Below are 24,440 nucleotides of genomic sequence, written 5' to 3' on the forward strand. Positions count from 1 at the left end.
TCGTGACGACAACCATCCGATTTACCGCGCTGGTGCTGCTCGGCGCCTGCCTGCAGGGTTGCGTGCACACGACGCCGCAGTGGGACAGGCAGTTCGGCGCCGCCACACGGGAAAACCTGGCCGCCCAGGTGCTCGACCCGGCCGCGACGACCAACAGGAATCCGGCCGCCGGCATCGACGGGCGCGCCGCCAGGGGCGCGCACGACCGCTACCAGCGCAGCTACGCGCAGCCGGAAAGCATGCCGCCCGCACTCATCCTCAACACCGGCAGCTCACGCTAGGCGCCGGCCCTTCATTCATCCGAACGCGCATCCGAACGCGTCCGCCACAAGGCCCGCCATGAAAGCGCTACTCATCAGCCGCGACAGCCAGCTTTATGCGGAGATCGCCTCGCAGGGTGCGGCGCGCGTGCCGCCGCTGTACCTGGGCGCGGTGCGCGCCAGCCTGCGCGAGGCGCTCGACCGGCCGGAGGCCGACAGCCCCCAGCTGGTGATCGTCGATGCCACCGATACCGAGCCTTCCGAAGCCGCACTGCTCGAACGTCTCGGCCGCCAGTATCCCGAGGCCCACCTGATGCTGCTCACCGCCCAGCACCAGCCGGAACTCCTGATCCGCGCCATGCGCGCCGGGGTGCGCGAAGTGCTGCAGCTGCCGCTCGTGCACCGCGCCTTCCACGAGTCGATGGACCGCATCTCGACCGCCGCCGGCGTGTCGGCCCTGCGGGACGGCAAGGTCCTGGCCTTCATCGCCTGCAAGGGCGGCAGCGGCGCCACCTTCATCTCGACCAACTTCGGCTACGCGCTCGCCACGCTGGCCGCCAAGAAGGTGCTGCTGATCGACCTGCATGGCCAGTTCGGCGACGCCGCGCTGTACGTCTCCGACCAGAAGCCGGCCATGACGCTGTCCGACGTCTGCGCCCAGATCGCCCGCATCGACGGCCCCTTCCTGGAATCGTGCGTGGTGCACGTCACGCCCGGCTTCGGGGTGCTGGCCGCCGCCGACGACGCCGCCCACGCGAGGGAAGCCAAGCCGGAACACATCGACACCATCCTGCGCGTCGCACGCCAGCACTACGACTACGTGCTGCTCGACGTTGGCCGCCAGATCGACGCGGTGTCGCTGCGCGCACTGGACGTCACCGACACCATTTATCCGGTCCTGCAGCTGGCGCTGCCGGACATCCGCGATGCGCGCCGGCTGCTCGATATCTTCCGCTCGCTCGGCTACGTGCTCGACCATATCCGCCTGATCGTCAACCGCTACGAAAAGGGCGGCAAGCTGCGCCTGCAGGACCTGCACGCGGCGCTCGGCTGCGAAGTAGTGCATACCTTCCCGAACGATTACGTGGCCGTCACCGACTCGGTCAACCAGGGCGTGCCGGTGCTGCAATTGTCGCGCTCGAGCGCGGCCGCGCGCAGCCTGGCCGACATGGTCGAACTGGTGACCACCCGGCGCGTCCAGGAGAGCCGCAGCCTGCTGGACCGCCTGTTTGGGCGCAGTGAAGCAGATAACTGAGCAGACAAAGAACCGACGGAGCAACCCATGTCCCTACGTGAACGCCTTGCGAGTACTGCCCAGGAACGCCAGCCCGGCGCGGCGCCGGCGGAAGCCGGCAACCAGGCCTACCAGGAGCTCAAGAAACTGATGCACCAGATGATCCTGGACCGCATCGACCTGGAGCGCCTGAAGCGCCTCACCGCCGAGCAGTTCAAGCACGAACTGGCGCTGCTGATCCAGCGCATCATCGAGGAAGAGCGCATCGTCCTGAACCAGCACGAGCGCCACCACCTGGTGCTCGACATCCAGCACGAGATGCTCGGCTTCGGCCCGCTCGAGCCGCTGCTGAACGACCCGACCGTGTCGGACATCCTGGTCAATACCGCCAGCAAGGTCTACGTCGAACGGCGCGGCAAGCTCGAGCTCACCGACATCAGCTTCCATGACAATGCCCACCTGATGAAGATCATCGAGAAGATCGTCTCGCGCGTGGGCCGGCGCGTGGACGAGTCGAGCCCGATGGTCGATGCGCGCCTGCCGGACGGCTCGCGGGTCAACGCGATCATCCCGCCGCTGGCGGTGGACGGGCCGCTGCTGTCAATCCGGCGCTTCGGCGCCAGCCCGCTGACGGTGCAGAACCTGCTGGACTACAAGAGCCTGACGCCGCCCATGATCAGGGTGCTGGAAAGCCTGGGCGTGGCCAAGGTCAACATCCTGATTTCCGGCGGCACCGGCAGCGGCAAGACCACGCTGCTCAACCTGATCTCCGGTTTCATTCCCGCCAGCGAGCGGGTGGTGACGATCGAGGATGCCGCCGAGCTGCAGCTGCGCCAGCCGCACGTGGTGCGCCTTGAGACGCGCCCGCCGAACATCGAAGGCAAGGGCGAGGTGACCCAGCGCGCGCTGGTGCGCAATGCGCTGCGGATGCGCCCCGATCGCATCATCCTGGGCGAGGTGCGCGGCGCCGAGGCGCTCGACATGCTGCAGGCGATGAATACCGGCCACGAAGGCTCGCTGGCGACGATCCATTCGAATACCCCACGCGACGCGCTGTCGCGGCTGGAGAACATGGTCAGCATGGCCGGCGTGAACCTGACGGCGCGCGCGATCCGCCAGCAGATCGTGTCGGCGGTGACGGTGGTGGTGCAGGCTTCGCGCCTGACCGACGGCACGCGCAAGGTCGTCAGCCTGCAGGAGATCACGGGCATGGAGGGCGACATCATCTCGATGCAGGAGATCTTCCGCTTCGAGCAGTCCGGCGTCGATGCCGACGGCAAGGTGCAGGGCCGCTTCAGCGCCACCGGGGTGCGTCCGCGCTTTGCCGACCGGCTCAGGATGTACGGCGTGCCGGTGCCCGAAGACAGCTTCGATCCCGACCGGATCTTCTAGGAGGAGAGGGCATGGACGCGCTGTTCTACGCTTTCGTGGTGTTCCTGTTCGCGGCGGTGATCCTCGCGTTCGAGGGTGTCTACCTGTGGTGGATGGGGACGCACGGCAAGGCCGCACGGCGCGTCGCGCGCCGGCTGCAGACCATGTCGGGCTCGCCCGGACGCAGTGGCGAGCGGATCTCGATCCTCAAGCAGCGCCGCTACAGCCGTAATGGGACCTTCGACCGCCTCCTGCACCGGCTGCCGCTGGCGCACCGCATCGATGCGCTGCTGGTGCAGGCCGGCGTCGGCACCTCGGTGGAGCAGTTCCTGGCCTGGTCGCTGGGCTGCATGGCGGCCGTCGCGCTGCTCTCGCTTGCCTGGCCGCTGCCGTTGCCGGCGCGGCTGTTCCTCGCCACGCTCGGGCTGGGCATACCCTGCCTGCTGGTGCGGCGCGCGCGCCAGCGCAGGCTGATCCACATCGAGCGGCAACTGCCCGAGGCGGCCGACTTCATCGCTCGCGCCCTGCGCGCCGGCCACTCGTTCAATAACGTCCTGCAAATCGTCGGCAACGAACTCCCGGAGCCGCTCAGCAGCGAATTCCGTATCGCCCGCGAAGAGATCAATTACGGGGTGCCGATGAACGAGGCGCTGCACGCCATGGCCGCGCGCATTCCCCTGACCGACCTGCGCTACCTGATCATCGCGGTGCTGATCCAGCGCGACTCGGGCGGCAACTTGGCGGAAATCCTGGGAAACATCAGCCAGATCATCCGCGCGCGCCTGAAACTGGTGGCGCACGTGCGCGTGCTGTCGGCCGAGGGCAGGCTGTCGGCCTGGATCCTCGGCCTGCTGCCCTTCGCCGTGGGGGCCATGATGCTGCTGCTGAATCCGGAGTACATCAGCCTGTTCTGGACCGACCCCGCCGGCGTGCGCATGCTGTGGTTCGGCGCCGCCATGCTCATCGTCGGCGCCCTCTGGCTGAGGAACGTCATTCGTATCCGCATCTGAGGTGAACATGAACTCTTCCCAGCTGTTGTTCCTGCTCCTCGTCCTGTGCGTGGTGTTCGCCATCGTGTGGCTGGGCCTGGCGCTGTTTGCACCGCTGGCCCTGCGCGAGCGCCTGCGCCGCTTCCTCGGCAGTGCCGAGCCGAGCCAGCTGGAAGCCGGCAATGGCTGGGTCGAGCGGATGGCCACCGTGGCCAAGCCGCTGAGCAAACTCTCGGTTCCCGACGAGGGCTGGGAAAATTCCGGCCTGCGTACGCGCTTCATGAACGCCGGCTGGCGCAACCCGTCGGCCCCGACCCTGTATTTCGCGTCCAAGACCGGGCTCGCGCTCTTGCTGCCGGCACTCGGGGCGCTTGTTGCCATGCTCTATGGCGCCGTGCTGGGGGGCAAACACCTGCTGCCCATGCTGCTGCTGGCGGCCTCGCTCGGCTACTACCTGCCGAACATCGTACTGGGGCGGATCGTCGAGCGGCGCCGGCGCGAGATCTTCGAGACCATTCCCGACGCGCTCGACCTGCTGACGGTCTGCGTCGAAGCTGGCCTGAGCCTGGAGCGGGCGATGGTGAAGGTGGCCGGCGAGATCCACATCAAGAGCGTCGTGCTGGCGCAGGAACTGCAGCTCGTGCTGATGGAGATGCGCGCCGGTTTTAGCAAGGAAAAAGCCTTGCGCAACTTCGCGCTGCGCTCCGGTGTCGAGGACGTGGATACCCTGGTCGCGATGCTGATCCAGTCCGAGCGCTTCGGCACCAGCGTGGGCGACTCGCTGCGTGTGCATTCCGACAACCTGCGCTACAAGCGCCGCATGATGGCCGAGGAATGCGCCGCCAAGATCGGCCTGAAGCTGCTGTTCCCCCTGATCTTCTGCATTTTCCCCACGCTGATGATGGTGCTGCTTGGACCCGCGACGATCCAGCTGCTGCGGACCCTGAGCGCACTGCCCGGCGCCCAATGAACACGAAGGAGGCTGCCATGCGAACGACCACCCTGTTTACCCGTCTGGCCTTGCTGTGCACCGGCGCGGGCCTGCTCGCCTGTGCGCCGATCGGCGGGCGCCCGGCCTTCGATGGCGGAGAGCCGGCAGCCGACGAGGCATACTTCGCCGGCCGCAACCATCACCTCGCGCGCCGCTACGACGACGCGCGCGCCGCTTACCAGGCTGCGCTGCAGGCATCCCCGCAACACGTCAATGCCCGCAACGGGCTGGCGACACTGTATGCCGAACAGCGCGAATTCGCCTCCGCGATCGCCTTGTGGCAGGCGCTCACAGAGTCGCTGACGCTGGCCTCCGGCCCCGGCAAGGCCTACCTGTTCAACAACCTCGGGCATGCCTATTTCCTCAACGGATCCTATGCCGAGGCTCTGGTCGCGCTCGAAAAAGCCTGCCTGCTGGACCCGCTCAATCACCGGTCCTGGCAGCTGCTGGGCGAAACCCTGCGCAAGCTGGGCCAAGAGGAGCGGGCGCAGCAGATGCTGAGCCAGGCCGATGCCCTGCGCGCCCACGATTTCCGGGCCGATGTGGCCGCCACCGGTGGCCGCACCGCGGTCGCGGCCATCGACCGTGCGCTCAAGGGGCCTGCGGGCGAAGAACCGGGCTGGGCCCAGGTGCAGCTGCATGTCGGCGCGGACGGCATGTTCGAACTGCGCCGCCAGCCGGGACCGGCGAGCATGCCCGTACCCGCGCCGATGCCGGCGGTCCCCGTCAATGGCAGCCCGGCCCTGGTCGAGATCCGCAACGGTAACGGCGTGCCGGGCATGGCGCGCATGCTGGCGCGCCAGGTCGAAGCCGGCGGTCTGAAGGTGGCGCGCCTGTCGAACCAGCCGGGATTCCGCGTGCGCCGCACCCGCATCGAATACGAGGCGGCCCACCGCATGGCGGCCGAGCGCCTGGCCGATCGCTTCGGCGGCGCCCAGCTGCAGGAGGTGGCCAGCTGTGCCCCGGCCAGGCTGCGCGTGGTGCTCGGGCGCGACGTCGCGCGGCGCGGTTTCGTGCTGCGGCCGCCGGCGCCGCTCGACGGAGCCGCACCGGTGCTGGCGGCGAACAAATCTGATTGAAAAAAGGTCCGTTTGCACGTTTGTCCGGCGTCAAACGTCGGGGAGTCTCGCTCGAGAGAATGGGTTCATCTGCCTACTCTCGGGAGTTTTCCATGAATCTTTCCTACCGCATCCACCTGATCCTGCTCGGCCTGCTGCTGGCGATTCTCAGCGCCTGCGCTCCGTCGGGCACGCACCGCGGCACCGGCGAATACATCGACGACACCGCCATTAGCGCCCGGGTCAAGACTGCTCTCGCCACCGACCCGCAGGTCAAGGCGACCGAGGTGCAGGTGGAAACCTTTCGGGGCACCGTGCAGCTTAGCGGCTTCGTCGATTCGTCCGAGAGCGCAGCCCGTGCGGCGCAGCTTGCGCGTGAGGTGCCCGGGGTGAGGGATGTGCGCAACAGCATGGTGATCAGGGAGCAACGCCGCCAGTAGGGCGTGGCCCTGTGGCGGCGGCGAGGCCAGCGCGCGTGCGCGGGCATGCTGCGCTTGTGCCCTTGGTTGCGTAGCGTATTCGCGCGCCGGGCTTATTTCCAGGCGACCCTGCCCATGCCGTTCGAGTTGACGTTGCGGCTGGCCGGATTGCCGTAGACGGTGGCCGAGCCCATGCCGCTCAGATCGACTTCGGCCGCGCGGGTCGCATGGACCGTTGCACCGCCGAGGCCGCTCATGTCGAGGTCGACCGACTCTGCGCGCAGGCCTTGTGCTTCCAGGCTGCCGACGCCGGCCAGCTTGGCGCGCAGAAGCTTGCTTTCGCCGCTGACGCTGATGCGGCCGGCGCCGCGCAGGCTCAGGTCGACGCGTTCGGCGCGCACGCCATTGAAGGTCAGGCCGCCTACGCCGCCCAGCCGCGCATCGATGTTACGGTAACTGCTGTTCATGGTCACCGAGCCGGCGCCGTCGAGTGCGACCTGGATGCTGTTGTCCGAGAAGCCGGTAACGGTCGTCGCGCCCACGCCCTGCGAAGTAAATTCCGCAAGGTTCGGCACGGTCAGTTCGGCGCGCAGTTTCTCGTGCATGTCGCCGCGGCGGGTATTGAAGGATTCGGTACCGATTTCGAGCGTGTCGCCGCGCTGCGAGGTGGTAATTCGCTGCACGTAGCGGCGGTCGCCCGACACGACGAGGGAAGGGGTGTTCCCCTGGCGGACGACGAGGTCGACGATGCCGTCCAGTTTTACCTTGGTCACCTTGGCGTCGACGTTGCGATTCTCGCGCACGGTCTCATCGGCCAGTACGGGGCTGGCGACCAGTGCGAAGGTGGCGGCAACGGCGGCGGCGCTCAACAGTTTTTTCATGGCTTGTTCTCCGGTAGGAATGCGATGAAAGCACTATAGGGCGCTGCCGCGTCGCGCTCCGGGCGATTGCGATGGACTGCGCAATCCGCGGCCTGGAGCGTAAAAAAGCCGGAATGGCTGCTGCGGAACGCGAAGATGCCTGCGGACATCCTCCCTTATCCGGACTACCGGCCCGATCGGACGCTACCGGCCCGCTACCGCGCGCCGGTAGACGCGCACGTAGTCCACCAGCATCCGCTGCGGCAGCACCGTGGTGCTGTCGGGGTAGCCCGGCCACAGGCCCCCGACGGCCAGGTTCAGCAGCACGAAGAAGGGATGCTCGAAGACCCATTCGCCCTTGACCAGGTCCGGGCGCGCCGTGTGGAAGTGAATGCCGTCGCGATACCAGCGGATCTCGCCGCGCTCCCACTCCACCGCGAACACGTGGTAATTGTCGGCGTAGATGCCGCGCTCCAGCGGCAGGGACTTGGTGAACGCCTTGTCTCCCGAATAGCCGGGCCCATGCAGCGTGCCATGTACGAGCGAGGGTTCCTTGCCGATGATTTCCATGATGTCGATCTCGCCGCTGCGCGGCCAGCCGACCTGCTTGATGTTTGCCCCCAGCATCCAGAACGCCGGCCAGATCCCCTGGCCCGGCGGTATCTTGATGCGCGCTTCGAAGCGGCCATGCATCTGCTCCATCAGGCCGGCGGTCTTGAGGCGCGCCGAAGTGTACTCGTTCTCGCCATGGCGTTCCTTGCGCGCCTCGATGATCAGCTTGCCGTCGGCCACCCGCACGTTCTCGGGACGGTCGGTGTAGTACTGCAGCTCCTTGTTGCCCCAGCCATGGCCGCCGATTTCCGCCACCCACTTCGTGCGGTCGAGCCGGTCGCCATCGAATTCGTCGTTCCACACCAGCGTCCAGCCGGCCGATGCGGGAAGGGTAGCGGACGTGGCGGCAGGCAGGGCGGCGGGCGGCGTGGCGCAGCCGGCGGTGGCCAGGGCCAGCAGCGCGGCGAGGGGAGCGAGCAGGGCGCGGATCGGTTTCATGGGTCTCCTTGTGGTGTCATGGCGCCGCAGGCGGGCGCGCCTGCTGCTGCCTGACGTGTTTCATGATGTTGAGGAAGGTGTCGGTCCAGACTTGCCGACGGTTGTCGGCCAGGAAGCGGAGCAGCTCGTCATGGGCCTGCGTCGACACGCCGAGGTAGTCGCCGCCGATCCCGTGGAAGGTCAGGTTGACCATCGTCCCACGCTGCATCGCCTGGCGCACGATGGCGATCAGCTCGGCGCCGCTGCTGCCGCTCGGGGCCGCCACCGGCACCGCCAGCGGGTCGAGCGTCGCCATCGCATCGACGACGCCGCTGCCGCCGCCCACCTTGACCGCGACGAAGTGGTCACCTACGGCGGGCAGATAGTCGCGTCCGCCGGCCACGGTATCGCCGCAGGGTACGGTGAAGCTGCGTTCCCGGCGGCCGTCGATCGCCGTCAGCATGGTATTGGCCAGCAGTATCTGGTCGCGCATCTGCTCGACGCTCGTGGTATCGAGGTTGCGGTGCGGCTCGACCCAGTCGCGCCCCGGCTTGCTGCGCGCGCACTGGTGGAACAGGCTGTGGTTGCCGAGCTCGTGGCCGCGCCGCGCGGCCGCACGCCATGCATCCATGCGCCGCGCCACCGCCGGGTTCGACAACTGCAGGTAGAAGCTGGCCTTGAGGCCATGCCTGTCCAGGGCGGGGAGGGCGTGGTCGAGCTGGGAATCGAGGGCGTCGTCGTAGGCCAGGCTGACGGCGGCGCGTGCGCCATTCGGCCAGGCGAACGCGGGCGGTGCTGCTGCAGGTGCGGCCAGCGCCGCCCCCGCATGCAGTCCGATCGCCAGTGCGAGGACAGTGCCGGCAATACGGCGCCAATAGTCGCCAGGCGCACGCAGCGCATGCCCAGGCGAACCTGCAGCAAGGGCCGCATCCGGCATCGGGGCGACGCCGGGAAACGGGCGCGCCACGCATGCCTTGCGGCCGCGACCAGGTGTGTTTCCCGTGCTGTCACCCTGTCCCATCCACCCTCCATTGTGCGTCGATATTGGAAACGTTACCATAATGTTAAGCCGACTATAGCACCGCCGATTTTTCGCTGTCAATCGCATCACCCCGCGTACCAGGCGCCTCGACAGCGCACGGGTTTCACTCTACGACGCACAAGGTGTTGCAAATCAGCCGCATATCGACTCCTACCACTGTGGAATATTCCGTTGACAATTTTTTTTCCTAACCCTAATATTCAAACAACTGACGTGGAAACGTTTCCATGTACCGGACGGATTGCTTGATCAACGACGCATCCCGAATGCAGAGCTGAGCGATTACAGATGAACGAGCGCAACGCGCAACCCTTTACCCGCCACCCGGCAGCGAGGACATCGGCACCAGTCGCATGTCCTCATCGTGTTGCCTGGCGGCGGGAAGCGCCACGCGCAGCCGGCGGTCCAGACCGGCCGGCAACGTGGCGAGGAGGTGCCCAGGATTAGGGACGACAGCAGCATCGCCGGCAGCGTGCAACCGGGTTCAGCCGGCACAGTAGTGGAGACACCGTTGGAATGGGTGACGGTCATATTTAAAAAAACAGGAGAGCACCATGTATTACCCCAAGGCTAAACAGACACTGATGAGCCTGGCAGTTGCCAGCGCGTGCGCAGCATTCATGCCGGCCTACGCCCAGGAAGTCGCTTCGACGCCGGGCGCAGCCACCAGCACCGACCAGGCTGCAACGACGCCGCAGGAGGGCAGCACCCCGTCCTCGCCGGCCAGCGTCCAGACGGTTGTCGTGACCGGCCTGCGCGCCAGTCTCGAATCGTCGATGGCCCTCAAGCGCAATGCGCAGGGCTTCGTTGACGGCATCGTCGCCGAAGATATCGGCAAATTCCCGGATACCAACCTGGCCGAATCGCTGCAGCGTATCAGCGGCGTGTCGATCGAGCGCAACATCGGCGAAGGCTCCAAAGTCACCGTGCGCGGCGTCGGCCCCGACTTCAACCTGGTGCTGCTCAACGGCCGCCAGATGCCGACCTCGATCCTGGGCGACCGTCCGGGCCGCGCCTACGATTTCGCCAACATCGCGTCCGAAGGCATCTCGCAGCTGCAGGTGTACAAGTCGGCACGCGCCGAGACCCCGACCGGCGGCATCGGCGCCACCATCAACGTCATTACTGCACGTCCGCTGTCGCGTCCAGGCATGCAGGCAACCGTTGGCGTCAAGGGCGTGTATGACACCTCGGCTACGAACCTGCCGGGCGATATCAAGCGCGGCGGTAATGTCACGCCCGAAGTGTCTGGCCTCTATAGCAATACCTCGGCCGACGGCCGCTTCGGTATCGCCCTGTCGGGCAGCTACCAGGAACGCAACCTGGGCTACAACGTGGCCTCGGTGGGCAACGGCTGGCGGGGTCCGTTCCGCGGCGACGAGAACAACTGGGGCAGCATCCCGCAACCTGGCGCGCCGGGCTCGGAAAACATCACCAACCGTCCGAAGCCGGGTGATATCTACCAGGTGCCGCAGAACATGAACTACGCGATGAACGGCATCCAGCGCCAGCGCACCAATGGCCAGCTGACGCTGCAGTTCGCGCCGAGCAAGGCCCTGACCACGACCCTCGACTACACCTACTCGCAAAACAAGATCCAGACCCGCCGCCAGGACCTGTCGGCCTGGTTCAACTTCGGCCCGTCGTCGAGCACCTGGACCAACGGCCCGGTCGCCGCGCCGCTGGTCTACACCGAGATCATCAACCCGGCCAATAGCGACATCGCCATGGGCGGCGCCGACTTCGCCACCAAGTCCGAGAACAACTCGATCGGCTTCAATACGGTCTGGAAGGTCAACAGCGACGTCCGCTTCGAACTCGATGCCCACCGTTCGACCGCCGAATCGAAGCCGGACAGTCCATTCGGTTCGTCCAACGTGCTGGGCACCGCCAGCTTCAGCCGCGGCACCACCAGCGTCGACTTCTCGAAGGACCTGCCGGTCATGAGCATCCAGGGCGCCGACTTCGCGCGCGCTCCGCAGCAGGTGACCGGTTCGGTGTTCGAGAATGCCTATGTCAAGAGCGAGATCAGCCAGATCCAGACCCATGGCAGCTGGAAGATGCTGGAAGCGTCCGAGCTCAAGTTCGGCCTCGGCACCACCGACGCCAAGAACCGTTCGGCCTTCTCGGTGCAGCAGCGCGATGACACCTGGGGCGGCGCCACCAAGGCGTCAGATTACCCGGCCAGCTACTTCCACAAGGAGAGCCTGAGCCAGTACTTCGACAGCATCGATGGCCACGACGACCCGCGACTGTTCAACCAGTTCTACACCTTCGACTTCGCCGCCCTGCGCCAGCTAGCCGCGCAGGTGACCGGCAAGCCGGAGCTGTACATGCCGAAATCGGGCTATACCACCGACCAGCGCACCCGCGAGAAGTCGAAGAGCCTGTACCTGCAGTTCAACACCGACTGGGATTTCGCGATGCCGGTGCACACCTCGATCGGTGCGCGCTACGAGAAGACCGACGTCACCTCGACCGCGCTGGTGCCGATCGCCACGTCCTACACCTGGCTGTCGCAGAACGAGTTCGCCGTGGGCTTCGGCGCGCCGTCCTTCACCACCCTGACCGGCAAGTACAAGCACCTGCTGCCGAGCTTCGACGCCGACATCGAGCTGCGTTCCGACATGAAGGGCCGCTTCAGCTACGGCGAGACCATCGGCCGCGCCCGCTATGACCAGCTGACCGGCGGCCAGGTGCTTGATACCCAGGGCCGTGTCCAGGGCGGTACCGGCAACCAGGGCAACCCGGGCCTGCTGCCGGTGAAGTCGAAGAACATCGACCTGGCCTGGGAGTGGTACTACAACAAGTCGAGCTTCGTCTCGGTCGGCCACTTCCGCAAGAGCCTGGAGAATTACGCCGGCCAGGAGCAGGTCACCGCCCAGCCATTCGGCCTGCGCACCCCGGTGGGCGGCGCCTACTGGAATGCGGCGATCGCCTCTGGTTGCACGACCGCGGACACGACTTGCATCCGCAACTATATCTTCCGCAACTTCGCAGGACGTCCTGGCGTGACGCGCGGAGCGGATGACGCCCTCGGCAACGCCACCGGTTCGATCGTCGGCCAGCCGAACGACCCGATCGCCGACTTCCGGATCACGACCTTCTCGAACCAGAAGGCGGCGCGACTGCGCGGCCTCGAGTTCAACGTGCAGCACATGTTCAGCAACTCGGGCTTTGGCTTCCAGGCGAACTACACCAAGGTCGATTCGGGCCTGGCGTATGACAACGCTGGCCTCGGCGCGCAGTTCGCGCTGGTCGGCATGAGCGACTCGGCCAACCTGGTGGGTATCTTCGAGAACGACAAGTGGAACGTGCGCGCGGCCTACAACTGGCGTGACAAGTTCCTGGCAGCGACCAACGACGGCGCCGGTCCGAATCCGCAGTACGTCGAAGCCTACGGCCAGCTTGACCTGAGCATCGGGTACAACGTCAACAAGAACATCAGTGTCCAGCTCGAGGGCATCAACCTGACCGATGAGATCCGGCGCCTGCATGGCCGTAACGAGCGTCAGGCATTGTATGTGGAGCAGTCCGGTCCGCGTTACATGGTGTCGGCCCGCTACAAGTTCTAAGGCGACGCTTTCCGCACGGGCTGCCCGCCCGTGCGGAGCGAAAAAAGCAGCGGGCCGTGGTCTCTTCCACGGTCCGCTGTGCTGTTTTTCAGGGTAGACTTACCCAGCATCTGTTTTTTTGGAAACAAACATGGTGAGCACCACCATCAGGCATGTCGTCATCGTGGGCGGAGGGTCGGCCGGCTGGCTGACCGCGGCCGTCCTGGCTTCCAGCTTCCAGCAGGACGAGCACGGCGGTTTGCGCGTGACCCTGATCGAATCGCCCGACGTGCCCACCATCGGCGTGGGAGAGGGTACCTGGCCGACCATGCGCGACACCCTGCGCGCCGCCGGCCTGTCCGAATCCGCGTTCTTCCGCGAGTGCGACGCCGCCTTCAAGCAGGGCTCGCGCTTCAACCGCTGGGTCAGCGGCGCCGAAGACGACTACTATTTCCACCCCTTCGTGCTGCCCCAGGGCTGGGGCGATGCCGACATCGCCGGCCGCTGGCTCGAGCGCCACCGCGACGTGCCCTTTGCCGACCTGGTGAGCTACCAGCCGCACCTGTGCGTGCACGGGCGCGCGCCGAAGCAGGCCATGACGCCGGAATTCGCGGCCGTGGCCAACTACGGCTACCACCTGGACGCCGGCAAGTTCGGCCACTTCCTCAAGAAGCACTGCCTCGAACGCCTGGGTGTCCGGTTCGTGCCGGACCACGTGACCGGCATCCGGTCGCATGACAATGGCGACATCGCCGCCCTGCACACCACAGCGCACGGGGACCTGGCGGGCGACCTGTTCGTGGACTGCACCGGCATGCAGTCGCTGCTGCTGGGGAAGCACTATGGCGTGCCTTTCCTCCCGCAGCGCGGCGTCCTGTTCAATGACAGCGCGCTTGCGGTGCAGGTGCCGTACCGGAACGAAGCGGATCCGATCGCCTCGCAGACCACCTCCACCGCACAGCAGGCGGGCTGGATCTGGGACATCGGCCTGCCGACCCGGCGCGGCATCGGCCACGTTTACTCGAGTGCGCACACGAGCGACGAGCAGGCCGAAGCCGCGCTGCGCGACTACATCCGCGCCACCGGCGGCCCGGACGACATCCCGTCGCCGCGCAAGCTGAGCTTCGATCCGGGCTACCGCGAGCGTTTCTGGCATCGCAACTGCGTTGCCATCGGCCTGTCCGCCGGTTTCATCGAGCCGTTGGAAGCCTCGGCGCTGGCGCTGGTCGAATTGTCGGCCGCGATGCTGGCCGACGAGATGCCGGTCACGCGCGCGCAGATGGACATCAGCGCCGCGCGCTTCAACACCACCTTCACCTACCGCTGGGAGCGGGTGATCGACTTCCTCAAGCTGCACTACGTGCTGAGCCGCCGTAGCGGCGAGCTGGATGCGAGCGGCTACTGGCGCGACAACCGCCGCGCCGACACCATTCCGGAGCGCCTGAGCGCCATGCTGGCGCTGTGGCAGCACCGTCCTCCCTCGCGCTACGACTTCGATCGCATCCAGGAAGTATTCCCGGCCGCGAGTTACCAGTACATCTTGTACGGGATGGGATTCCATCCCGAGCCGGGCCCGGCCCGGCGCCACCGTCCCGGGGAACCGGACGGCGAATCCGCCGACGCTTTCTTCCGCCAGGCGGCCGACCTGACGCGCAGGATGCTGCCGGCGCTGCCGGACAACCGCATGCTCATTGCGCACATCGTGCGCCATGGACTACCGACCGCGTGAGCAAGAACGCTCACACCATCACAACGACAACGAAAAGAGACACCGATGGCCAAGCCTGTCATGCTGAATAATATCGATCACAAGGACCTGCGTGTGATCACCCGCCACGGCCGCGACATGGACGAGCACCACGCGATCGTGCCGACCTTCCCGGCCGAGTTCCGCCTGCTGCAGGCCCACTACCCGATCATCTTCCGCAAGGAGAATGAAGCGGCGGCCTTCGAGCCGGTCGCCCTGCTCGGCTTCGAGGACGGCGAAAACCTGTTCCTGGGCGACAGCGGCTGGGACGCCTCCACCATCCCGATGCTGGTGGGACGCCTGCCTTTCATGATCGGGCGCGACGGCGACGAGCTGATGATCCATATCGACCTCGACAGCCCGCGGGTCAGCAGCACCGAGGGCGAGCCGATCTTCCTGCCGCATGGCGGCATGAGCCCCTATTTAGAGCACATCAACTCGGTCCTGCTGAGCATCCATGAAGGCATGCAGACGAGCGCCGGCTTCATCGCGGCACTGGTGGAGCACGAGCTGATCGAAGGCTTCTCGCTCGATGTTACCCTCGACGACGGCTCGCAGCACCGCCTGGCCGGCTTCTACACCATCAACGAGGACCGCCTGGCCGCGCTGGACGCCGCCGCCCTCGGCAGCCTGCACAAGTCCGGCTACCTCGGCCCGATCTACTTCCAGCTGGCCTCGCTGTCGAACTTCCGCGCCCTGATCGACCGCAAGAACGCACGCCATGCTGCCCGCGGCTAAACCGATCCGCGAGCTCGCCGGCCTGAGGCCGCGCGACCTCGGCCCGGGCATTCTCGAAGCCACCGAGCCGGTGGTGCTGCGCGGACTGGTGGCCCAGTGGCCGGCCGTCGCCGCTGCGCGCGCCTCGGCCGACGCCGCCGACGCCTACCTGCGCCGCTTCTACCGCGACGCCACCGTCAACGCCATGCTCGGCCCCCCCGAGATCGAAGGCCGCTTCTTCTACAACGACGCGATGGACGGCTTCAACTTCGCGCCGGTGCGGGTGCGCCTCGACAAGGTGCTGGCGGAACTGGCGCGCTACCGCGGCGTCGCCCAGCAACCGGCGATCTACGTCGGCTCGACCACCATCGACACCTGCCTGCCGGGCTTCCACGACGAGAACCTCATCGACCTCGGCGGCCGCGATGCGCTGGGCTCGATCTGGATCGGCAACCGCACCCGCATCGCCGCCCACTACGACCTGCCGGACAACCTGGCCTGCGTGGTGGCCGGACGGCGCCGTTTCACCCTGTTCCCCCCGGACCAGGTGGCGAACCTGTACATCGGCCCGCTCGACCTGACGCCGGCCGGGCAGGCCATCAGCCTGGTCGATTTTTTAAAACCCGACCTGGAAAGCTTTCCGCGCTTCGCGACGGCGATGGAACACGCCTTGAGCGCCGAACTGGCGCCTGGCGACGCGCTGTTCATCCCCAGCATGTGGTGGCACCACATCCAGGCGCTGGAAGACTTCAACGTGCTGGCGAACTACTGGTGGCGCCAGTCGCCCGACTACATGGACACGCCGATGAACGCGCTGATGCACGCCTTGATGAGCGTGCGCGACCTGCCGCCGGCGCAGCGCGAAGCCTGGGCCGGGCTGTTCCGCCACTACGTGTTCGAAGCGGACGAGGAGACCGCGGCCCACATCCCGCCGGACGCACGGCGCGCGCTGGCACCGATGGACGCCGAAGCCGTGCGCAGCATCCGCGCCCAATTATTAAAAAGAATGAATCGCTGAGGAGACAAGCATGGACAAGGCAAGCGCGCAGATGGGCGGCATGGGCAAACCCGTGCGCCGGGTCGTGATCGCCGGCGGCGGCACCGCCGGCTGGATGGCGGCCGCCTGCATCTCGAAGGTGCTGGGCAAGCGCCTCGACATCAAACTGGTCGAATCCGACGAGATCGGCACCGTGGGCGTGGGCGAGGCGACCATCCCGACCCTGCTGAATTTCCACAACCTCCTCGAGATCAACGAGCAGGAATTCATGGCCGAGACCAAGGCTACCTTCAAGCTCGGCATCAGCTTCGAAAACTGGCGCAACGTGAACGAGAACTACATCCACTCGTTCGGCCTGACCGGCACCGACCACTGGACCGCCGGCTTCCAGCACTTCTGGCACAAGGGCCGCGAACGCGGCCTGGCCGGCGACTATGGCGACTACTGCCTGGAACTGCGCGCCTCGCAAGAGAACAAGTTCGCCCACCTGCCGCGCGGCGGCATGAACTATGCCTACCACCTGGATGCGAGCGCCTACGCGCGCTACCTGCGCAAGTTCAGCGAGCGTTTCGGCGTAGAGCGCATCGAGGGCAAGATCGTCGACGTCACGACCAGCGCCTTGACGGGCCACGTGCGCTCGATCACGCTCGATTCCGGCGTGGACATCGAGGGCGACCTGTTCATCGACTGCACGGGTTTCCGCGGTCTCCTGATCGGGCAGGCCATGGGCGTCGAGTACGAGAACTGGTCGGAGTGGCTGTTCAACGACAGCGCGGCCGCGCTGCAGACGGCATCGGTGGGCGACGCGATTCCGCTCACGCGTTCGATCGCACACCCCTTCGGCTGGCAGTGGCGCATCCCGCTGCAGCACCGTGTCGGCAACGGCATCGTGTTCTCCAGCCGCTACGTGGAAGAGGGCGCGGCCATCGAGGCGCTGCTGGGGAACGTCGAAGGCGAAGCCCTGATGAAGCCGCGCGTCATCAAGTTCACGCCGGGCCAGCGCAGGCAGGTGTGGAAGAACAACGTGGTCGCGGTCGGCCTGTCCAGCGGCTTCCTCGAGCCGATCGAATCGACCAGCATCCACCTGATCCAGCGCAGCATCGTCCGCCTGATGCAGATCTTCCCGACCAGCGGCATCGTGCAGACCGACGTCGACGAGTTCAACCGGCAGACCTGGGGCGAGGTGGAGCACATCCGCGACTTCATCATCCTGCACTACAAGGTCAACAACCGGATCGACGCGCCCTATTGGGTCGATGCGCGCAACATGGCGGTGCCGAAGTCGCTGCAGCACCGCATCGACCTGTTCCGCGAGACGGGACGGGTGTTCCGTGCGCCGACCGAACTGTTCGCCGAGAACTCGTGGATCCAGGTGATGCTGGGACAGGGCATCATGCCCTATCGTCATCACCAGACGGCCGACCTGATGGGCGACGAGGAATTGTCTGGTTTCCTGGGCGGGATCAAGGGACAGATCGACCGCACCGTGGCCGGCCTGCCTTCGCACCAGTCTTATGTGGAGCGCTACTGCGCGGCGCCGAAGTAGGTCAGGAAAAGTAACCCAGGAACATCGACACCGCCGCCTCGATGACGGGCGCCTGCTGCGCAGGCGTCAGCGGGGCGGCGCCCATTGCCACCTGGGGCCAGAAGGCAAAGGCCTTGACCTGGCCCTGCAGCATGGTGGCGGCAAAGGCGGGGTCGCCGGGTTTCAGGCGGCCGTCCGCCTGCGCGGCGCGGATCCAGCGCGTGACGCCTTCCTCGCGCTCGTTCAGGCGCGCGAATACCGGCCCCGCACGCTCGGGCGCATGGATCATCTCGGCGATCGCCACCCGGGCCAGGTCGAGGAAGTCGCGGTCTTCCAGGGTGCGCATCTTCAAGCTCATGAGCTCCGTCAGCTGCTCGCGCAGGCCCACGTCGCTGCGGTAGGGCAGCTCCAGCAGCGCCGCGCTGCTCTCGAACAGCTGCACGATCGTTTCCGCGAACAATTCTTCCTTGCTGGGAAAGTGGTTGTACACCGTGCGCTTCGACACGCCCGCCTCGAGGGCGATCCGGTCCATGCTGGTGGCTTCGAAGCCGTTTGCGCGGAACTGGGCCGCGGCGGCCGTGACGATGGCCTTGCGCTTGAGGTCGGTGAGGCGGGGAGTGTTCATCCCTAAATTTTACACTGAGTAGTTTACTTTTCCAAAAAGTGAAACTACACTGTGTAGTGTACTTTTACCGGATCGACACCATATGCGTCTCCTCTTGACCACACTCATCCTTGGGATTGCCGCCATCATGACCTATTGCAGCCTTGCTTCTGCCGCCGCGCCGGCAACACCGCGCCCCGCGTCTCCCCATTATGTAGACGGGAAATTTCGCAATGCCATCAAGATGCGCGAGTACAGTGTTGGCGAGATGGTCGGGCTATGGTGGAACGCCATGCTCAACAAGCCCGAGGGGACGATCCCGGCGCAGGCAATCCCGGTGCGACCCCTGAGCCGCGCGGCGCTGCTGGCCGCCGCCGACGGGACGCTGTACCGCCTCGGCCATTCGACCATCCTGATCAAGCTGGGCGGCGAGTTCTTCCTGACCGATCCTGTCTTCTCCGAGCGCGCCTCGCCGGTCGGGTTTGCCGGGCCGAAGCGCTTCCATGCGCCGCCGATCGCCATCGACGAGCTTCCGCCGATCAAGGCCGTGATCCTGTCGCACGACTACTACGACCACCTGGATCACGCTGCCATCATGGCCTTGAGCGCCAGGACCGCGCACTTCCTGGCGCCGCTTGGCGTGGGCGATCGCCTGGTCGAGTGGGGCATCGATCCCGCGAAGGTGCGCCAGCTCGACTGGTGGCAGGAAGCCAGCATCGGCGGATTGCGTGTCATCGCCACCCCGGCCCAGCACTTCTCGGGCCGCAGCTTGAACGACCGCGACAAGACCCTGTGGGCTTCCTGGGTGATCCTGCACGACGACCTGCGCCTGTTCTTCAGCGGCGACAGCGGTTACTTCAAGGGTTTCAAGGAGATTGGCGAACGCTTCGGGCCGTTCGATGTGGCCATGGTGGAAACCGGGGCCTACGACAGACAGTGGCCAGACGTGCACATGCAGCCGGAAGAAACGCTGCAGGCCTTCCTCGACCTGAAGGGCAAGTGGCTGCTGCCGATCCACAACGGCACCTTCGACCTCGCGCTGCACCGCTGGCAGGATCCGCTGGAACGGATCTCGGCGCTCGCCGCGGCGAACAACGTGCGGATCACCACGCCGGAAATGGGCGAGCCGATGGCCCTGGCGCAGCCGCATGCCGGTAAGGCGTGGTGGCGCGGGCTCCGGTAAACGGCCGAAAAAAAGCCCGCTGGTCGAGAGCGGGCTTTTTTTACCGAATGGTCAGAATCAGGCGTTCGCCACCGGCTGCCTGTGCAGGTTCGCGTACTTCATGCCGAAGTACAGGATGAACAGGTAGCACACGGCCGGCACCAGGAAGGACGGCTGCAGGCCGATGGTGTCGGCGAACATGCCCTGGATGAAAGGCACGATGGCGCCGCCGACGATGGCCATGCACAGGATGCCCGAACCCTGGCCGGTGAACTTGCCCAGGCCGTGCAACGCCAGGCTGAAGATGGTCGGGAACATGATCGAGTTGCACAGGCCGACCGCGATGATCGCCCACATCGCCAGCGAGCCCTCGCCGAAGGTGGCCGTCAGCACCAGCAGGATCGAGCCGAGCGCGGTGACGGCCAGCGACTTGCCCGGGCTGACGTAGCGCATCACGGCAAAGCCGATGAACCGGCCCACCAGCGCGCCGCCCCAGTACAGGCTGACGTACTGCGCCGCGTCCGCGTGGCTCAGGCCCGCGATATTGCCCTCGCCGAGGAAGTTGATCAGGAAGCTGCCGATGCTCACCTCGGCGCCCACGTACAGGAAGATCGCGACCGCACCCAGCACCAGGTGGCGGTAGGCCATGGCTCCGCCCTTGCCGTCGACGGCCGGCTTGCCGTCGTCGACGTGGCTGATCTTCGGCAGCTTGGCCAGCGCGAACATCACCGCCAGCACGGCCAGCGCCGCAGCCAGGCCCAGGTAAGGACCCTGCACCGCCGCCGCTTCGGCCGCCTTGTGCGCCGCCTGCTCGGCAGCCGGCAGCGCGGCCAGCTGGTCGGCGCTCAGCGCGACGGTCGACAGGATCAGGATGCCGCCCAGCGCCGGCGCCACCGTGGTGCCGAGCGAGTTGAAGGCCTGGGTGAGCGTGAGGCGGCTGGACGCGGTGCGCGCCGGTCCGAGCACGGTAACAAAAGGATTGGCCGCCACCTGCAGGATGGTGATGCCGCTCGCCAGCACGAAGAAGGCGAACAGGAACAGGCCGTAGCCGCTGGTGGAGGCCGGGTAGAACAGGGCGCAGCCGGCGGCCGCGATCATCAGGCCGGTGACGGCGCCTTTCTGGTAGCCGATCTTTTTGATGAGCATGCCGGCCGGCAGCGACACGATGAAATAGGCGCCGAAGAAGCAGAACTGCACCAGCATCGCCTGCAGGTAGGTCAGGGTGTAGATCGACTTCAGGTGCGGGATCAGGACGTCGTTGAGCGACGTGAGCAGGCCCCACATGAAGAACAGGATGGTGACGATGACGAGCGCCCCGGTGTGCGGGTTGCGTTCCGCATCGAGGGTCTGCGCCACCGGAGGAGCGGGATTGGGTGCCGTGTTCTGCATGGTGTCTCCGTGTTGTTATTACATTCGTTTATTGCACTGCTGCGACGCGATCCGACAGCATGGCGGACACGCCGCGCAGCGCCGGGTACTGCTCGGTGATGACGTAGGTCGGGATGCGCGCCAGATAGGGGCTCAGGCGCCCCTTGTCCTCGAAGCGCGCGCGGAAGGCGGACTGCGTAAACAGCTTGCCGAGGCGCGGCACGATGCCGCCGCCGATGTACATGCCGCCGGTGGCGCCCAGGGTCAGCGCGACGTTGCCCGCGACGCTGCCCAGCACCGCGCAGAACACCTCGACCGTCCTGGCGCAGTCGGCCGAGCTGCCGTCCAGGGCGGCGCCGGTGATGGCGGGCGCGTCGATGCGCTTGCCGGTCAGCGCCCAGTGGATCAGCTCCAGGCCCATGCCCGACAGCAGGCGCTCGGCCGACACGTGGCCGTATTCTCCCCACAGCGCTTCGAGGATCGCCACTTCCTCCTTCGTCGCCGGTGCGAAACTCACATGGCCGCCTTCACCGGCCAGCGCGATCCAGCGCTTCCCCGCCGGGATCACGCCGGACACGCCCAGGCCCGTGCCGGGGCCGATCAGGCCGATCGGGCGGTTCTGCAGCTCGACGCCGCCGCCGACACGTTCGCGCTGTGCCGGCGACAGGTGCGGCAGCGACATCGCCAGCGCCGCGAAATCGTTCACCACCAGCAGCGTTTCGAGGCCCTGGCGGACGCGCAGCTCCTCGATCGAGAAGCTCCAGTGGTGGTTGGTCATGCTGACCCGGTCTTCCTCGACCGGGTTGGCGATCGCCAGCGCCGCATGGCGCACGCTGTCCACCGCCAGCCCCCGGCCGGCAGCCTTGCCCAGGTAGGCCTGCATGGCCTCGCCCAGGGTCGGATAGTCGGCGCAGGCCAGCACTTCGATGTCGTCGAAGCCTTCCCCAGATTGCAGGGCGAAGCGGGCATTGGTGCCGCCGATGTCGGCCAGCAGCTTCAATCCTGCGCTCATCGCAGTTCCTCGCAGCGCACGGCATCCGGTTCGCCTGCGGCGCCGCCGGCGATCTCGATATTCGTGAAGGCGGCGGCAAAGGCGGCGTTGCTGGTGACGCTGAACGGCGTGTCTACCTTGGCCAGGTCGGTGCCCTTGGCCTGGAAGCAGGCCAGCGGGATCTTGACGGTCTGCTTGCCCTTGCCGGCCAGGCGCTTGAACAGGGCCGTGGTGTCGACGCTGCCGCCGCCCATGCCCATGCTGACCTTGCCCGCCGGCGAGCTAGACACGATGGTGTCGAAGCGCAGCGCCGCATTGCTGCTGGCGGCAGCCGGCAGCACCATCGCCCGTGCACCGCGCGCCTCGACGGTGGCGGGGCCGGTCCAGGTCACCAGCTTGGCGTCCTGCTGGGTATTGACTTGCGATGTCTGGACCGTCACGCCGGGCAGGGCGAAGGTCGAGTTCAGGTCGGCGCCCAGCACCAGCGTTTGCTGGCCGCTGCGGATCGTCAGCGGGAAGCTGGCGCGGTCGGCCTGGCTGAACACGGGGAAGCTGTTGCTCACGCCGCAGCCGCCGGCCGGGTAGGTCGCGTCCAGCTTGCCGACCTTCGAGCGGGTTGCCGCTTTCAGGCCGTAGCCGTAGGCGAACAGCGGCGCGTAGTTCTTGTCGCCCACGTTCAGGTCGGTCTGGCAGGCCGATTTGGGCCACGAGAACGGCAGCTTGCCGGTGAACTCGTAGCGCTTGGGACCGGCCACCAGCAGGTCGGACACGCCCTTGCCCTCGGTGCCCGGCAGCCAGGCCGCCACGAACACGTCCGACAGGTTGAGCAGGTCGTTGACGTAGAGCGGGCGGCCCGACACGAACACGGTCACGACCGGCTTGCCTTTGCCGCCGACCGCCTGCAATACGGCCAGGTCTTCAGGATAGCGGCTGCTGTGGCGCAGGGTGCCGTTGGGGCCGATGTCGCCGTCGCCTTCCGCGTACGGGCGCTCGCCGATCACGGCCACCACCACGTCGAACTTCGACACATCCACGCCCTTGGCGTCGGCGCTGAAGCTCACGTTGTCCTTGCCGGCTGCTGCCTGGATACCGGCCAGCACCGTGTCGGCATTCGGGAAGTCGGCATTGGTATTGGCAGTGCCCTGCCAGGTGATCGACCAGCCGCCGGTCTGGTTCGACATGTCGTCCGCTGTCTTGCCGATCACGAGGATCTTCTTGCCGCGCGCGATCGGCAGTACCGGGCTGTCGTTCTTGAGCAGCACCAGCGATTCGCGCACCGCACGGCGCGCCAGCTCGCGCGACTGCATGACATCGTCCTTGCCGGCGTAGGCATTCTGCGCCGGGCTCTTGTCGAACAGGCCCGCGCGCAGCTTGACGCGGATGATGCGGCTCACCGCGTCGTCGATGCGCGACATCGGGATCGCGCCGCTTTCCACCTGCTTGATGGTGTTGGCGATAAAGGCCTTCCAGTCGTCCGGCACCATGATCATGTCGTTGCCGGCATTGATGGCCTGCACGCAGCTGTCGTTGCGGCAGCCCGGCACTTCGCCGATGCCGTTCCAGTCGGTGACGACGAAGCCGTCGAAGCCCATCTTCGTCTTGAGTACGTCGGTGATCATGGCGCGGCTGCCGTGCATCTTGCCGTAGTCGGTGGCTCCGGCCACGTCGTTCCACGAGTTGAACGAGGTCATCACGGTCTGGACACCCGCCTGCAGCGCCGGATAGTAGCCGGCGCCGTGGATGTTGATCATCTGCGAGGTGCTGGACTTGTTGACGCCGCGGTCCTTGCCGAACTCGGTGCCGCCGTCCCCGATGAAGTGCTTGGCGGTGGCGATGGTATTGGCGTCGTCCTTCAGCTTGCCCTGCATGCCGCGCACGTAGGCGCCGGCATAGCTTTTCACGACTTCCGGGTGCTCGGCATAGCTCTCGTAGGTGCGGCCCCAGCGGTCGTCGCGGACCACGGCCAGGGTCGGGCCGAATACCCATGCGATGCCGCTAGCGCGCGTGGCTTTCGCGGTGGCGGCGCCGATTTCTTCCAGCAGCTTCGGATTGCGCGCCGCACCCAGGCCGATGTTATGGGGGAACAGGGTGGCGCCGAACACGTTGTTGTGGCCGTGGACGGCATCCGTGCCCCACACCACCGGCACCTTGATCGCCATGTCGGTGCTGAGGGAGGCCTCGTGGTAGCGCTGCGCCAGCGCCAGCCATTCGGCCGCCTTGGCATGCTTGTTGTTGTTCGGCCAGCTGCCGCCGCCGTTGAGCACCGAGCCGAGGTAGTAGCGCTTCACGTCTTCCGGCGTGGCGCTCTTGATCTCGGGCTGGGTCATCTGGCCGACCTTCTGCGCGAGCGTCATCTTGCTCACGATCTCGGCGACGCGCTTCTCCAGCGCGGCATCCTTGCCGATGGCGCTGGTGACCCGCGGCCAGTCGGCCAGGGGCGCGTTGGCGGCCATCGCCGGGGACAGGGCAAGGGCGATGGCAAGCGCCATCACCGGATTACGAAGCATGGGTTTCATAGGCTG

20 protein-coding genes are annotated in these 24,440 nt (G+C 66.5%); 13 read left to right on the top strand and 7 right to left on the bottom strand.

The window, feature by feature from the left end; all coding sequences use genetic code 11:
• Positions 1–2 precede the first annotated feature (2 nt).
• The 7 genes from AC56KL_RS07500 (at position 3) to AC56KL_RS07530 (ending at position 6,343) form a co-directional block, all read left to right on the top strand.
• Positions 3–281 (top strand): hypothetical protein, encoded by a 279-nt coding sequence (locus tag AC56KL_RS07500; RefSeq protein WP_497179540.1) that lies wholly within the window; start codon positions 3–5, stop codon positions 279–281.
• 58 nt (positions 282–339) lie between these two features.
• Positions 340–1,515 carry a CpaE/TadZ family protein gene (locus tag AC56KL_RS07505; RefSeq protein WP_497179541.1) on the top strand — a complete coding sequence of 392 codons (1,176 nt, stop codon included), beginning with the start codon at positions 340–342 and terminating at the stop codon, positions 1,513–1,515.
• Positions 1,516–1,542: 27 nt separating this feature from the next.
• The gene (locus AC56KL_RS07510; RefSeq protein ID WP_497179542.1) at positions 1,543–2,886 is read left to right on the top strand and encodes a TadA family conjugal transfer-associated ATPase; all 1,344 of its coding nucleotides are present in this window, start codon (positions 1,543–1,545) and stop codon (positions 2,884–2,886) included.
• An 11-nt stretch (positions 2,887–2,897) separates the two neighbouring features.
• Positions 2,898–3,875, top strand: coding sequence for a type II secretion system F family protein (locus AC56KL_RS07515; protein ID WP_497179543.1), 978 nt, complete (start codon positions 2,898–2,900; stop codon positions 3,873–3,875).
• Positions 3,876–3,882: 7 nt separating this feature from the next.
• Complete coding sequence (locus AC56KL_RS07520) at positions 3,883–4,824, top strand: type II secretion system F family protein (RefSeq protein ID WP_497179544.1); 942 nt, start codon at positions 3,883–3,885, stop codon at positions 4,822–4,824.
• A 17-nt stretch (positions 4,825–4,841) separates the two neighbouring features.
• Positions 4,842–5,924 carry a LytR C-terminal domain-containing protein gene (locus AC56KL_RS07525; protein ID WP_497179545.1) on the top strand — a complete coding sequence of 361 codons (1,083 nt, stop codon included), beginning with the start codon at positions 4,842–4,844 and terminating at the stop codon, positions 5,922–5,924.
• Between the two features lie 92 nt (positions 5,925–6,016).
• Positions 6,017–6,343, top strand: coding sequence for a BON domain-containing protein (locus tag AC56KL_RS07530; protein ID WP_497179546.1), 327 nt, complete (start codon positions 6,017–6,019; stop codon positions 6,341–6,343).
• A gap of 92 nt (positions 6,344–6,435) precedes the next feature.
• Here the strand turns inward: AC56KL_RS07530 and AC56KL_RS07535 are convergent, their stop codons facing one another.
• From AC56KL_RS07535 to AC56KL_RS07545, 3 genes are all read right to left on the bottom strand, one after another.
• Positions 6,436–7,203 (bottom strand): GIN domain-containing protein, encoded by a 768-nt coding sequence (locus tag AC56KL_RS07535; RefSeq protein WP_497179547.1) that lies wholly within the window; start codon positions 7,201–7,203, stop codon positions 6,436–6,438.
• 183 nt (positions 7,204–7,386) lie between these two features.
• A complete protein-coding gene (locus AC56KL_RS07540; protein ID WP_497179548.1) occupies positions 7,387–8,232 on the bottom strand; it encodes a glycoside hydrolase family 16 protein in 846 nt (281 codons plus the stop codon).
• A gap of 16 nt (positions 8,233–8,248) precedes the next feature.
• On the bottom strand, positions 8,249–9,232 hold the full coding sequence (locus AC56KL_RS07545) for a polysaccharide deacetylase family protein (protein WP_497179549.1): 984 nt from the start codon (positions 9,230–9,232) through the stop codon (positions 8,249–8,251).
• Between the two features lie 605 nt (positions 9,233–9,837).
• Here AC56KL_RS07545 and AC56KL_RS07550 point away from each other — a divergent pair.
• From AC56KL_RS07550 to AC56KL_RS07570, 5 genes are all read left to right on the top strand, one after another.
• Positions 9,838–12,828, top strand: coding sequence for a TonB-dependent receptor (locus AC56KL_RS07550; RefSeq protein ID WP_497179550.1), 2,991 nt, complete (start codon positions 9,838–9,840; stop codon positions 12,826–12,828).
• A 130-nt stretch (positions 12,829–12,958) separates the two neighbouring features.
• On the top strand, positions 12,959–14,536 hold the full coding sequence (locus AC56KL_RS07555) for a tryptophan halogenase family protein (protein WP_497179551.1): 1,578 nt from the start codon (positions 12,959–12,961) through the stop codon (positions 14,534–14,536).
• A gap of 45 nt (positions 14,537–14,581) precedes the next feature.
• Positions 14,582–15,292 (top strand): SapC family protein, encoded by a 711-nt coding sequence (locus AC56KL_RS07560; protein WP_497179552.1) that lies wholly within the window; start codon positions 14,582–14,584, stop codon positions 15,290–15,292.
• Complete coding sequence (locus tag AC56KL_RS07565; RefSeq protein WP_497179553.1) at positions 15,276–16,289, top strand: cupin-like domain-containing protein; 1,014 nt, start codon at positions 15,276–15,278, stop codon at positions 16,287–16,289. The genes AC56KL_RS07560 and AC56KL_RS07565 overlap by 17 nt, the downstream gene beginning before the upstream one ends.
• Before the next feature lie 10 nt (positions 16,290–16,299).
• On the top strand, positions 16,300–17,814 hold the full coding sequence (locus AC56KL_RS07570) for a tryptophan halogenase family protein (RefSeq protein ID WP_497179554.1): 1,515 nt from the start codon (positions 16,300–16,302) through the stop codon (positions 17,812–17,814).
• Between the two features lies 1 nt (position 17,815).
• Here AC56KL_RS07570 and AC56KL_RS07575 read toward each other — a convergent pair whose 3' ends face one another.
• Positions 17,816–18,418 carry a TetR/AcrR family transcriptional regulator gene (locus tag AC56KL_RS07575; RefSeq protein ID WP_497179555.1) on the bottom strand — a complete coding sequence of 201 codons (603 nt, stop codon included), beginning with the start codon at positions 18,416–18,418 and terminating at the stop codon, positions 17,816–17,818.
• 127 nt (positions 18,419–18,545) lie between these two features.
• Between AC56KL_RS07575 and AC56KL_RS07580 the strand changes: the two genes are divergently transcribed.
• The gene (locus AC56KL_RS07580; RefSeq protein ID WP_497179556.1) at positions 18,546–19,580 is read left to right on the top strand and encodes an MBL fold metallo-hydrolase; all 1,035 of its coding nucleotides are present in this window, start codon (positions 18,546–18,548) and stop codon (positions 19,578–19,580) included.
• Positions 19,581–19,637: 57 nt separating this feature from the next.
• On the opposite strand, the gene AC56KL_RS07585 is transcribed toward AC56KL_RS07580, so the two are convergent.
• The 3 genes from AC56KL_RS07585 to AC56KL_RS07595 are packed head-to-tail and all read right to left on the bottom strand — an operon-like array spanning position 19,638 to position 24,434.
• Positions 19,638–20,948 carry a sugar MFS transporter gene (locus AC56KL_RS07585; protein ID WP_497179557.1) on the bottom strand — a complete coding sequence of 437 codons (1,311 nt, stop codon included), beginning with the start codon at positions 20,946–20,948 and terminating at the stop codon, positions 19,638–19,640.
• A gap of 28 nt (positions 20,949–20,976) precedes the next feature.
• Positions 20,977–21,939 carry a glucokinase gene (locus AC56KL_RS07590; RefSeq protein WP_497179558.1) on the bottom strand — a complete coding sequence of 321 codons (963 nt, stop codon included), beginning with the start codon at positions 21,937–21,939 and terminating at the stop codon, positions 20,977–20,979.
• Complete coding sequence (locus tag AC56KL_RS07595) at positions 21,936–24,434, bottom strand: glycoside hydrolase family 3 protein (RefSeq protein ID WP_497179559.1); 2,499 nt, start codon at positions 24,432–24,434, stop codon at positions 21,936–21,938. Before AC56KL_RS07595 ends, AC56KL_RS07590 begins: the two co-directional genes overlap by 4 nt.
• Between the last annotated feature and the right edge of the window lie 6 nt (positions 24,435–24,440).

It is taken from the genome of Telluria sp. ZB4P34 (genome assembly GCF_059686055.1).